Genomic DNA, 12,941 nt, shown 5'->3' with positions numbered 1-12,941 from the left:
CCGCATCCATTGGGTTAAAATCCGCTTGAATGCTGTATTGGCTGGCGTATATTTGGAATTACAAACCCCTTCAGAACTTTATTATGAAAAAAATCCTGTTCCTGCTTCTCGGTACCTTATGTGTTTACAGTCTGACGGCCCAATCCAATAAGGCAAAACCTCAACCGAAAAAGCCTTCCAATCCGTCTCCGGCTTCCGTTGCCGCCGGCAAGAAATACCCAAGCCTGCTCTGGGTGATCACCGGGAATGGCCTCAAAAAGCCATCCTATCTTTTTGGCACCATGCACGTAAGCAATAAACTGGCTTTCAACCTGGGCGACAGCTTCTACAACGCTATCCGTACCGTGGATGTGGTGGCCCTGGAAACCAATCCGGAAACATGGCAGGACGACTACAGCAGGAGTTTGCTGATGCGCAGCAATTACGGCGATGAACGGTCCTATCTCCGTCTCAGCCGCAGCAACTGGAATGTGCCCATGCAAACCATGAGCATCACTTCGTTTGCTATTGACAGTTATGAAGAACTGGCCAAAGCTTCCCTGGCCCTGGAACCCTCCATGATCAATGGAATGCTCTACCGGACCTATGGCGGTAACTCCAACGATTTTGAAGAGAATACCTTCCTCGATATGCATATCTTCCAGGTTGGCCGCAAACTCGGCAAAAGAGTGAGTGGGGTGGAAGATTTTGAAGCCAGCGAAAAACTGGTGGCCGAAGCCTACCGCGATGCCTCCCGCGATAAGAACAAAAAGAAAAAAAGCTACAGCTATGAAGGGATGATGAACAATCCCAAAAGAGTGGAAGATGCTTACCGTGATGGCGACCTGGACCTCCTGGATTCCCTCCAGGCGCTCACCGTGGAATCTGATGCCTTCCAGGAAAAATTCCTGTACAAAAGGAATGAGATCCAGGCCAATTCAATAGATAGCATCCTGCGTAAATCCAGCCTCTTCGTTGGCGTAGGCGCAGCACACCTCCCAGGTAAACGCGGTGTGATAGAAATGCTGCGTCATATGGGCTATACCGTTAGACCCGTAATGATGACCAGCCGGAACAGCATCCAAAAAGATCAGATCGATAAAATGCGCGTGGAGCACATATTTCAGCAACAGACCTCCGATGATGGCTTTTACAAAGTATCTATCCCCGGCAAAAAATTCTACCAGTTCACTAATATGGGCGGCGGAATCGATGTAGTGCAATACGCAGATCTCGTGAACGGTGCTTATTACCTGGTGACCCGTGTAAAGACCAACAGCTCACTCTGGGGCGACGGCCCTTCCAAAGTAGCGGACAAGATAGATGCTGCCCTCTACGAGAACATTCCTGGTAAAATCCTTAAAAAAACTGCCATCACTAAAAATGGCTTCCCCGGTTTTGATATTACCAACCGCACACGCAGAGGAGATATCCAGCGTTACCAGATATTCATTACCCCCTTCGAGATGATCTTCTTCAAAATGAGCGGCAATGCGGATTATGTAAGCACCGGAACCGAAGCGGATAAATTCTTCAACTCCATTTCGCTCAAAGAATATACACCCGCACCCGAATGGACAGGCTACCAGCCGCCCACCGGGGGATTCAGTGTGCTGATGCCGCATACGCCCAGTATGCTGCACGATAAAATGTGGAATAACAACCGCCTCGAATACGCCGCCACGGATAAGAAAGATGGAAACAGTTACCTGGTGATGAAAGGCAATATCCACAACTATTCTTACATCGAAGAAGATACCTTCGAACTGAACCTGATGGATGAAAGTTACCAGTACTCGGGGTATATCCTCAAACAGCTTTCTCACAGCTTCTCATCTTTCAAAGGGTATCCTTCACTCAACTGTACCTATAAACACAAGGACGGTAGTTTTAGCACCGTGAGATATATTATCCAGGGGCCTAATTATTACGCATTGCTGGCGCGTTACAAACAGGAAAATCCTGCGGTGAAGAAATTCATGGAGTCTTTCCAGCTCACACCCAATATCTATCCGGCCCCCGTTCTGCAAACGGATACCATTATGCGCTTCACGGTGAAGAGCCCGGTGCCACTCAGCAAGGTAGATCCCAAAGATGCTGAAATGATCAGGTTCATGGCCAATCTGAACAAAGACGAGGAGGATGCAGAGAACGATGATCAGGCCAGTTACAAAACCCTCCTGGTCGGCAATGATACTCTTGGTGAAAAGATCTGGATCACTTACTCCCAGCTCTCCAAAAAAGCCTGGAACAAAGACAGTCTCGGCTTCTGGAAAGGCATGTTCGGAGACAACTGGAACCAGGACAGTACCTTACTCTTCAAAAGCAATTCAACCAAAAGATTACCGGACGGATCACGGCAATTTGATTTCTCCGTATCCGATACAGGCAGCAGCCGTTTACTGGTAACAAGGTTGTATTATAAAGACGGACATGTATTCTCTTTCAGTTCACTAACAGATACAGTTACCCGAAGAAGCGATTTCCTGGAGGCATTCTATTCCAGTTTTGCACCCAATGAATCGCTAAAAAGCAGTTCGCTGCTCAACAAAAAGAACAGCGAGTACATCAGCGAACTATTCAGTAAAGACAGTGCTGTTGCCAAACGCGGAGCCAAACAGGTATTCAGGATGGACCTGGATTCCTCCGATGTGCCGCTGGTGAAGAACGCAATCGGTTCCCTGAACTGGGGCGTGCGGAATTATATGGCCGTGAAAGAATACCTGATCAAGGAATTGGGCCAGCTGAAGGACCCTTCAATTGTGTCTTATCTTACCGATCTCTACTGGAAGATCAAAGACACTTCCGATCTGCAACAGACCATCCTGAAAGCATTGTTGTCGCAGAAAACAAAAGCCGGTTTCCAGGCATTTAAAGAGCTGATGTTGCAGGAACCGCCTATCATTGAATCCGAAAATAACGATTATGGATACAATAATTACCGTCGTGAATCCAGGCGCTCAGTAGATATCATCCTGGCTGCACCGGAAACACGCAGCTCTTATTCTTATTACAATTACCGTGGCAACTGGTACCAGTTGTATGATTCACTTGCACTCACCAGGACCTTGTTCCCGGACATGCTGCAGTTCCTCAACATAGATGATTTCAAAAAGGAGACACTGGAACTCATGCATGTCCTGGCGGATAGTGGTTATCTGAAAGGAGCCGATTATGAGTCATATCTCAGCAAACTCTATCTTGAAGGCCGGCATTTGCTGAAAAAGCAGATCGCAATGGAGAACAAGAGGAATATGCAAAAAATGACCAGGAAAGATGTATCAAGTCTTTATAATAATACCGGGAACGATGAGGAGGATGAAGACGAAGACCTGGATGAAGGCAACAGCGATGTTGATCAGTATTCCGTGCTGCTCCTGCCTTTCAGGAAGAAACACCAGGGAATACAAAACTATTTCACTCAGTTGATGACCACCAGCGATCGCAGGTTGCTGTACAACAGTTTCATCCTGTTGCTTCGCAACAATGAGCCGGTGCCGGATTCTCTTTTTACCAAATTCGCTTCTCTGGACCGTTACAGAGTGGAATTATATACAGATCTGAAGGATATGAATAAGCTGCACCATTTTCCGAAAGCTGAAAAGAACCAGATGGCAATGGTGAAAAGCTTGTTGCTGGAGGAGATCGGTAATTACAAAGAGCCAGATACCCTGGTTTTCCTCGATACACTGCCAGTGAATTATAAAGGACAGGCAGGGCGGATCTTTTTCTACAAGTACAAGAAGATGCGTGATGATGATGCCTGGTCCCTGGCCGTTGCCGGCATGCAGCCGCTTGACAAAGACTCCATTGATGTACTGCCCAGTGAATTCATGCAGGCGGAAGGCCGAACCCTGGAGAATGATCAGCCGGTGGATATGCAATTAAAGAAAGTACTGAAAGAAATGCTGATCACGCTTCATCCCTGTGCGGAAGAATTTTATGAGGCAAGACGTTATGCAAAATTCAAAAGCATGCTCTCCGAAATGGTGAAGGGAAGAAGGTACCAGGATTGATATTATTTACACAGTACCAGGGAGCTGATTAAAAAAGCCGGGTGCTGCCAGTCGCTCGCCTCCGGGCGAGTGACTTGTATTTGTTCGCCTCCGGCGAACACCGCGTCGCCGGAGGCGACTAAACAAAAGTCACTCGCCCGGAGGCGAGCGATTGGCGGCGGCGTAATTAAATGGCTGCTTTCGGAATGGAGGCGATCAGTTGTTTGGTATAATCTTTTTGCGGATTGGAATAGATATCCTCTGCATTGCCCATCTCTTCTATCATTCCTTTATTCATTACCATGATGCGGTCGCTGATATAACGCACAACCGAGAGATCATGGGAAATGAAAATAGTGGTGAGATCGAATTCTTTTTTGAGATCATTGAGCAGGTTGAGGATCTGTGCCTGTACGCTCACATCGAGCGCAGACACGGATTCGTCGCAGACAACAAATGTGGGGCCCAGTGCAAGTGCGCGGGCTATCACGATCCGCTGCCTTTGTCCACCTGAGAACTCATGCGGATACCGGTTGAAATGTTCCGGTTTGAGGTCCACTTTGTGCAGCATTTCCATCGCCCATTCTTTTCTCTTTTTCCCATTTTTGTGCAGGCCATGAACACTCATCGGTTCAACGATGGCATCGCCGATGGTCATGCGTGGATTGAGGGAAGAGTAAGGGTCCTGGAAGATGATCTGAATATTCTGACGAAGGTGTTTCAGTGCATCTTTTTTTATGGCCGTGATGTTTTGTCCATTATACCAGATACTTCCACCGGTGGGATCGATAAGGCGCAGCAGGCTGCGGCCCAGTGTGGTTTTGCCACAACCGGATTCTCCTACAAGACCGAGCGTTTCTCCTTTTCTCACGGTGAAGCTCACATCATTTACCGCCTTCACATAGTCCAGCGGCTTGCCGAAAAATGATTTGCGACCGGGAAACCATACTTTAAGGTTTTCCACTTTCAGCAGCGGCGCTTCATCATCGGATAATGGAATAATGGAAGCGGTCGATTTTTCTTTTACAGTTGTTCTGCCTTCGAGAAAATCACTAACCACCGGCAGTCTTTCTCCTTTCTTGTGCAGGATGGGGCGACAGGCCAGCAGGCCTTTCGTATAAGGATGTTGAGGTGAGTGGAAGATGTCTTTGGTGGAGCCCTGTTCTACAATTGCTCCTTTGTACATCACGATGGCGCGGTCGGCCACTTCAGCCACTACACCGAGATCATGTGTAATGAAGATCACGCCCATTTTTTCCGTTTTCTGTAAGCCACGGATCAATTGGAGGATGGTTTTCTGCACAGTCACGTCCAGTGCAGTAGTTGGCTCGTCGCAGATCAGCAGACTGGGATTGCAGCTCATGGCCATTGCAATCATCACTCTTTGTTTCTGTCCGCCGCTGAGCTGATGCGGATAGCGGTCCATCAATAAAGCTGGATTGGGCAGTTTCACTTTTTCGAAAAGTTCCAGTGTTCGGGCTTTGGCTTCGGTTGTAGATACCTGTTGGTGCTGACGGATGGCTTCCATTACCTGCGAGCCGCAGGTGAAAACGGGATTGAGAGAGGTCATGGGCTCCTGGAAGATCATCGCTATCCTGTGTCCGCGGATGCTGCGCAATTGTTCTTCGGACTGTTCCAGCATATTCACCTGTTGTTGTCCATCTGCTGAAAACAGGATGGAGCCTGCTGCATAGCGGGCAGGCGGTGAAGGCAGTAATTGCAGTATGCTCAGGGAAGTAACGGATTTGCCGGAGCCTGATTCACCAACAATGGCAACGATCTCTCCGCGCTTCACTTGCAGTGAAATATTTTTTACGGCAGTGGTGGTTCCCAGTTCGCTGATAAAATCCACCTGCAGGTTATCAATCTGTAAAAGAGGGTAGGGCATTGACTGGATCAGAATTTCAGGTGTTTTACAGTGAGGCCGTCATTGATCAGTTGTTTGAGCGAGTCGATCCCGATATGTACATGACGCTCCACGAAATTGGTGGTAACATGTTTATCGCTGGCTTCGGTTTTTACTCCTTCCGGCGACATGGGTTGATCGCTCACCAGCAGCAATGCGCCGGTGGGGATCTTGTTGTAAAAGCCAACGGTGAAGATGGTGGCGGTTTCCATGTCGATAGCGTATGCGCGTATGCGCTGTAAGTATTCTTTGAAGCCGTCGTCGTGCTCCCATACGCGGCGGTTGGTGGTGTAAACGGGGCCTGTCCAGTAATCCACTCCATAATCCCGGATGGTGGTGGATACTGCTTTCTGCAGTGCGAAAGCCGGGAGTGCAGGCACTTCAGGAGGGAAGTAATCGTTGGAAGTACCTTCTCCGCGGATGGCGGCGATGGGCAGGATGAGGTCGCCGATATTATTTCTTTTTTTCAGTCCTCCGCATTTGCCCAGGAAGAGAACGGCGCTGGGCTCGATGGCCGTGAGCAGGTCCATCACTGTAGCAGCGCCGGGGCTTCCCATACCGAAATTGATGATGGTGATATTGTCTGCCGTGGCGCATTGCATCGGCCGGCCTTCGCCTACAACCGGTACATTATTCCATTTTGCAAATAATCCAACATAATTGCTGAAGTTGGTGAGCAGGATGTATTTACCGAAATTCTCCAACTGTTCTCCGGTGTAGCGGGGCAGCCAGTTCTGTACGATATCCTCTTTGGTCTTCATAACTTAAATTTCGTGTATTTAATTCATATAATGAATTAGTTTTGACGCTATGCTCCGCATTGATTATCCCGAACATCCATTCAGGTTCAAGAAAACAGACGAGAAAGAATTCATTTTCGATGAATTCCGCAAAAGCTGGGTGAGGCTCACCCCGGAAGAATGGGTGCGGCAGAATTTCCTGCAATACCTGTTGAAGGTGAAGCAATATCCCGCTTCACTGATTGCTGTGGAAAAAGAACTGCGCCTCGGGGAATTGAAAAAACGATTCGATATACTGGTTTACAACCAGCAACATAAACCCTGGCTGATGGTGGAATGCAAAGCCATTGGCGTGCCCCTGGAAGAATCCGTACTGATGCAGGTTTTGCGTTACAATATTGCAGTACCGGTTGATTACCTTGTAATCACCAATGGTGATTTTTGTGCAGGATTTGTTAAATCCGGTATTGAGCTTCAGCCGATTGATATGATACCCGACTTCGGTTGAGCATAGCATTGGTTATTTCCACTATTTTGTTGTTTCTTTAATTGAATTAACTGCGATCTATGAATAGCATCGAAGAAAAAATTGCGTTGCTCACCGTACGCATACAGGACCTTGCGTTGCAACAAAATGTTTTCAAGGCAAAGCTGGTTGAACTGATGCAGGAACTGGACCTGCTGAAAGCGCAGGCAGAAAAAGAAAAACTCAGTACCGGTCAGGTTCCCCGGGCCGCCACAATAAAAACGGAAACACCTGAGCCTGTTGTAAACAAAGCGGAACTTCCTCCTGTTTCAATGCCTGCTCAGCAGCAGCAGGAGATGGCAGATCCCGGAATAACTTTAGCAAATCCTGTAAAAGAGAAAAGCAGTAACCTGGAAGAGTTCCTGGGTAAGAACCTGGCCAGCAAAGTTGGGATACTTGTTACCGTTATAGGAATCTTCATCGGTGCGAAATATGCCATCGAGCATGATCTGATCAGCCAGCAGGTGCGCATCATACTTGGCTATTTATCCGGACTGGTGCTGGTGGGGCTCGGCTTCAAACTTAGAAAGAAATATCCTGCTTACAGTGCAGTATTGCTGGGAGGCGGATTGTGCGTTTGTTATTTCATAACCTATATCGCATTTACGTACTACCAGATGTTCCCGCGGATGGTGGCATTTGGTATCATGGTGGCGGTTACGGCTGCTATCGTATATGGATCATTGTTATATAACCGGGTGATCATCGCACACCTTGCGCAGGTTGGCGCTTATGCCATTCCATTCCTGCTGAGTGACAACTCAGGGAATTATACAGCCCTCTTCAGTTATATCGCCATTATCAATGCAGGCATGCTGGTGATTTCTGTGCAAAAATACTGGAAGAGCCTGCTCTATGCCGCTTTCGGTATCACCTGGTTCATATTCATTTTCTGGTTTGGTATAGTCTCTGATGAAGAAAGATTTTCACAGGTGGCCTGGTTCTTCCTCAGCCTCTACTTTGTTTTATTCTATGCCAGCTTCCTGGTCTACAAACTGGTGAGGAAGGAGAAATTCGATTTTGGCGATGTATTGTTGCTGATACCAAATGCCTTCCTCTTTTTCGGATTGGGACTCTATCTCCTGAACAGGGATGAGGTCTCCGGCTGGTGGCAGGGAAGTTTTACAGTATTGAATGCATTGGTGCATGGTGGGGTTGCTTTCTTTGTGAGCAGGATCATCGGAAAGCAAAATCATTTGTTCGGACTGCTGATAGGCCTGGTGATCACTTTCATGGCCATTGCAGTACCTGTTACGTTCGATGGGAAAGCTATCACATTATTGTGGGCTGCTGAAGCTGTGATACTTTATCTGCTCGGGAGAAAATGGAAAACCGGACTGTATCTCAATTTCAGTATGGCGTTGATCACACTGGGATTATGTGCGTTGTGCTTCAATTACGCTTATGAAATGTACAAGCTGGGGAGTTTCCATGGGAAGCTGATCATTCGTCCGGATGCTTTTCTGAACGGAAATTTTTATACTGCATTATTGGTATTGGGCGCCAGTTTTGGACTGATATTCCTGCACCGCAATAAATATCGTGAAACCGATCCTGCTAAAACCAACTTCCTGCATGCGTTCTATGATATCCTCCTGCCGGCAGTGACCATCACGCTCAGTTATATTGTTTTGTTCCTTGAAATATCCCGCTGGTTCAATAATATCAGGGAAACGATGAGAGGCGCTGACGGAAGTTTCGGACCCTGGGGCCAGGAGGTATGGATGGCGCAGATACTGGCATTGCTGCTGTACTCTTTTGTATTTGTTTTGGTGGTTACGGCTATCAATCATCGCTGGATTAAAACCGTTGCCATCAGGGGCGTTGCATTTGGCGTTTTCATGATCCTGCTGATCTTCTGGGCATTGATCTTCTTAAGGGTACTCAATATACAGGCGATCAATTATTTTCAAAAAGATCAGACAGGATTGTATTTCGGGTCCTGGAACCTGCTGGACAGGTACCTGGTATTGTTGCCTGTTGCAGGATTGTTGTATTATTTCCAGCCTAAGTTCTTCAGCGAAGCCAACCGGAACCTGATGAAAGTTCTATGGCCTCAACTGATAGTGCTGTCTTTGATCGTGTTCCTTAGTTTCGAGTATCTGCTCTGGACAAAAGTGAGTGGCGCCAACAACCAATACACTTATGGATTGAGCATTCTGTGGGGATTGTATGCGCTGGCGCTGATTGCTTATGGTATCTGGAAGAAGCATCGTGGTATCCGCTTCTCTGCCATGATCATGCTGGTGATCACCTTGCTGAAAGTGACGATCCTTGATTTGAGCCATGCCAATACACTCACGCGCACCATTTCCTATATTGCGCTGGGAGGTATCTTATTGTTGATCTCGTATTTGTATAACCGTTATAAAGAGGTTCTTTTCGGGAAAGATGGACCTGCTGCCTAAGGAGTGCTTCTGCCCAGTATGAGTACGCTTCTGAGGGCGCCGTCCAGCAGGCATACATCGGGGAGATTGCCCCATTCTTCAAATCCGAACTTTTCGAATAATCTGATACTGGGTTCATTGTGCGCAAATATTTTTCCCAGGAGTTTCTGAATGCCGAGAGATGGCGCCTTTTCGATCGCATATTGCAGGAGGAGTGAACCGAGGCCCCGGCCCCTGGCTGCGGGATCGATGTAGATGCTGATCTCTGCGGTGATATTGTAGGCTGCGCGTTCGGAAAAATCGGAAAAGCTCATCCAGGCGATCACTTTATGCGTATCGTTTTCCACTACCCATAATGGTCTGCGTGACGGATCATGATCATCGAACCATACCAGTTTATTCTCCGTGGTTACTGGCTCCAGGTCTGCAGTGACCATCCGGCCGGGAATGGTTGAATTGTAGATCGCCACAATGACGGGAAGGTCCTGCAGGACAGCGTGCCGGATGTTCATTATTATAGTTTTTTCTGAAAATGGAAACCGAGGATCTTATATCCCTGGTTGATCCAGAAACGGATACCTCTCTCATTGGTCACATAAGCGTTCAGCTCAGACACGATGCAGCCCTGTGAGCGGCCGTAATCATGCACCCACTTCATCATCATTTCACCGATCTGCTGGTTGCGGTATTCAGGGAGCACCATCACATTGTCTGGTTCAATATGTTTCCCGTTATAGAATTTGTTCAGTATCCATACGCCGGTAATGCCGATGAGTTTATCCGCATCATACACGCCTACGCACTGGTAGCGGTGGTTCTTCATTTCTTCCAGTCTTTCAGCAAGGATCTCTTCAGAGATAGTGTAATTGTTGAGGATCTGAAGGAGGGGAAGGATAGAGCTCCATTCTTCTGGTGGTATGAATCGTATATCGTACATAGGATAAATTTAATAAAAAAAATCCCACCTGCTTTCGCAGATGGGATGATCTCGTAAAACGAGCAATACTGCTTTATGGGAAGATACCCAGTTCTGCGTAGCTGGTGCCAACTTTGTTGATGGCAACTACATAAGCAGCGGTACGCATATCGGGGATCTCAGGATTCGATTTCCATGCATCCATGATCTCACGGGTAGCGGTGATCATGGTTTCTTCCAGGCCACTGCGAACCAGGTCTACTTCTTCAGGTCCGTGCATGATGAACTCTTTTTCATTCTCAGCTATCTTCTTACCTGTGAGCCCTTCGATCTGTCCGATGATATGACTGTTCAGGTTTTCAGTGAAGCGTTTTTCCATACGGCCGTACCTTACGTGGCTGAGGTTCTTCAACCATTCAAAGTAAGAAACGGTAACGCCACCTGCGTTCAGGTACATATCCGGAACAACGAGGCATCCTTTTTTGGCCAGGATCTCGTCAGCTTCAGGAGTGAGCGGGCCGTTGGCGGCTTCTCCGATCAGTTTTGCTTTCACGCGTGGAGCATTCTCTCCGTTGATCACGTTCTCGAGTGCAGCCGGGATCAGGATATCGCATTCGAATTCCAGTGCATCGGTATTTTTGGCAAAGTTGGTAGCACCGGGGAAGTTGAGGATGGAGCCGGTTTTCTTGCGGTGTTCAAATACGGCGTCGATATCCAGGCCATCATTATTGTAAATAGCGCCTTCGAATTCTGCGAGGGCTACTATTTTGGAACCTGCTTCCTGGAAGAATTTGGCGGAGTGGTAGCCTACATTACCGAGACCTTGCACTACTACTTTCTTACCTGTAACACCGGTAGTCATGCCGAGTTTCTCCATTACATCTTTCATGTTGCACACTTCGCGCAGGCCATAGAATACACCGAGGCCGGTAGCTTCACGACGGCCGCGAACACCACCCTGAGTAACGGGCTTTCCGGTTACGCAACCCAGTGCATCGATCTCGCCAGGGCGCATGCTCTGGTAAGTATCCACGATCCAGGCCATTTCGCGCTCGCCGGTTCCATAGTCAGGAGCAGGAACGTCGATGCCAGGTCCGATGAAATTTTTCTTGATCAGCTCCGAAGTGTAACGACGGGTGATCTTTTCCAGTTCGTATGGTGTGTATTTTTTAGGATCGATAGTGATACCGCCTTTAGCGCCTGCGAATGGTACGTTCACGATGGCACATTTGAAAGTCATCAGGGCGGCGAGCGCCATTACCTCATCGAGGTTAACGCTCATGGCAAAACGGATACCACCTTTACAAGGCAGTTTGTGATGGGAGTGCTGAACGCGATAGGCTTTCACTACCTCGATCTTGTCTCCGATCTTCACAGGGAAATGCATCCTGTAAACAGCGTTACATTGTTTGATCTGTTCAAGGATACCTGGGTCCCATTTAGTAAAACTAGCGGCTTTGTCAAAACTTTTTTCCACCGCTCCAAAAAAACTGTACTCTGACATGATTAAGCTATTTAAATGTGAAATGGTAAATGTGGCGATAGTAAAAGGCTAGGAGTTTTTTTCGAGCCTGCTGATCTTTCTGTCGAGCCGTATAACGTAGATGTACAGCCCAAGAAGGATGGTTACTATTACAGCCACAACCACATAAATCTTTCCATCGGCCCGCAATCCGGTTTGAGCAGCGGTCGACGCATCGTTAGCAATATGTTCCTGCGCGCCGGCAATGAATACCAGCATCATCGAAAGCAGGGTTGTGATAAATTTCTTCATGATAGATTAGCTGAAATGTTTTTTTTCTTCCAACGTACGGAGGCGCACATTCAGTGTGCTGATCCAGACGCCGAGGAGGGTCCAGCCTAAAACGGCTGGCCAGAATACCAGTCGCATGGTAGGATCGAGGGAATCGCCTCCGAATCCGGGGTTGCCTTCAACGCCCTGTCCTCCGGGGTGCAGTGATTCCACCATCCGCGGCAATACCATGATCATGGGGATATAAATGAAATAAGCGAATATATTGTAAACGGCGGCTACACGTCCGCGTTTGTCGATATCCGTCATGGAGTTGCGCAATACAAAATAGGCGAGATAGATCAGTAGTGCGATGGCGGCACCCAGTTGCTTGGGATCATTATTCCAGGGAGCGCCCCAGGTATAATTGGCCCAGATCATACCGGTAAGCAATCCCAATACGCCCATCACTGATCCTGTTCTGGCAAATTCAGTTGCCATGAAATCGTAATGAGGTTTTGGTTTACGGAGATACAGGATAGAGTAAACCAATGAAACGCTGATCAGCACCAACTGACCAAACCACATGGGAACATGGAAGAAGAGGTTGCGGATAGTTTCATACAAATTGCCGATTGTGGGCACTTTGATGAGAAAGCCTGCAATAAATGTGTAGAGCAGTAAAACGATACTTAGTATTTTCCACCAGTACTGGCGCATAGATTCCGGTCTTAGATTATCGGATCGCTGGCTATTATGC

At 47.7% G+C, this 12,941-nt stretch carries 10 protein-coding genes; 3 read left to right on the top strand and 7 right to left on the bottom strand.

Going from position 1 to position 12,941, the window contains the following annotated elements:
* Window positions 1-83: 83 nt before the first annotated feature.
* The gene (locus tag D9Y29_RS07220) at window positions 84-3,995 is read left to right on the top strand and encodes a TraB/GumN family protein (protein WP_164735305.1); all 3,912 of its coding nucleotides are present in this window, start codon (window positions 84-86) and stop codon (window positions 3,993-3,995) included.
* 166 nt (window positions 3,996-4,161) lie between these two features.
* On the opposite strand, the gene D9Y29_RS07215 is transcribed toward D9Y29_RS07220, so the two are convergent.
* Together D9Y29_RS07215 and D9Y29_RS07210 are read right to left on the bottom strand one after the other, a co-directional pair.
* A complete protein-coding gene (locus tag D9Y29_RS07215; RefSeq protein ID WP_127126481.1) occupies window positions 4,162-5,862 on the bottom strand; it encodes an ABC transporter ATP-binding protein in 1,701 nt (566 codons plus the stop codon).
* A gap of 8 nt (window positions 5,863-5,870) precedes the next feature.
* Window positions 5,871-6,641 (bottom strand): AMP nucleosidase, encoded by a 771-nt coding sequence (locus tag D9Y29_RS07210; RefSeq protein ID WP_127126479.1) that lies wholly within the window; start codon window positions 6,639-6,641, stop codon window positions 5,871-5,873.
* 49 nt (window positions 6,642-6,690) lie between these two features.
* On the opposite strand from D9Y29_RS07210, the gene D9Y29_RS07205 reads away from it, so the two are divergent.
* Together D9Y29_RS07205 and D9Y29_RS07200 are read left to right on the top strand one after the other, a co-directional pair.
* Complete coding sequence (locus tag D9Y29_RS07205) at window positions 6,691-7,128, top strand: type I restriction enzyme HsdR N-terminal domain-containing protein (RefSeq protein ID WP_127126477.1); 438 nt, start codon at window positions 6,691-6,693, stop codon at window positions 7,126-7,128.
* A 59-nt stretch (window positions 7,129-7,187) separates the two neighbouring features.
* A complete protein-coding gene (locus D9Y29_RS07200; RefSeq protein ID WP_127126475.1) occupies window positions 7,188-9,554 on the top strand; it encodes a DUF2339 domain-containing protein in 2,367 nt (788 codons plus the stop codon).
* Here the strand turns inward: D9Y29_RS07200 and D9Y29_RS07195 are convergent.
* From D9Y29_RS07195 to ccsA, 5 genes are all read right to left on the bottom strand, one after another.
* Window positions 9,551-10,045: a GNAT family N-acetyltransferase gene (locus D9Y29_RS07195; protein WP_127126473.1), complete on the bottom strand. Its 495-nt coding sequence runs from the start codon at window positions 10,043-10,045 to the stop codon at window positions 9,551-9,553. The two genes, D9Y29_RS07200 and D9Y29_RS07195, sit on opposite strands and share 4 nt — an antisense overlap.
* 2 nt (window positions 10,046-10,047) lie before the next feature.
* The gene (locus D9Y29_RS07190) at window positions 10,048-10,470 is read right to left on the bottom strand and encodes a GNAT family N-acetyltransferase (RefSeq protein ID WP_127126471.1); all 423 of its coding nucleotides are present in this window, start codon (window positions 10,468-10,470) and stop codon (window positions 10,048-10,050) included.
* Between the two features lie 73 nt (window positions 10,471-10,543).
* A complete protein-coding gene (locus D9Y29_RS07185) occupies window positions 10,544-11,953 on the bottom strand; it encodes a Glu/Leu/Phe/Val family dehydrogenase (RefSeq protein WP_127126469.1) in 1,410 nt (469 codons plus the stop codon).
* 48 nt (window positions 11,954-12,001) lie between these two features.
* Window positions 12,002-12,223 carry a CcmD family protein gene (locus D9Y29_RS07180; RefSeq protein WP_127126467.1) on the bottom strand — a complete coding sequence of 74 codons (222 nt, stop codon included), beginning with the start codon at window positions 12,221-12,223 and terminating at the stop codon, window positions 12,002-12,004.
* A 6-nt stretch (window positions 12,224-12,229) separates the two neighbouring features.
* Complete coding sequence (gene ccsA / locus D9Y29_RS07175; protein ID WP_127126465.1) at window positions 12,230-12,901, bottom strand: cytochrome c biogenesis protein CcsA; 672 nt, start codon at window positions 12,899-12,901, stop codon at window positions 12,230-12,232.
* Window positions 12,902-12,941 lie beyond the last annotated feature (40 nt).

Source organism: Pseudoflavitalea rhizosphaerae, assembly GCF_003991355.1.
Taxonomy (GTDB): Bacteria; Bacteroidota; Bacteroidia; order Chitinophagales; family Chitinophagaceae; genus Pseudobacter; species Pseudobacter rhizosphaerae.
Note: the sequence above shows the minus strand (reverse complement) of the source record. Positions and strands in the feature narration are given on the sequence as shown.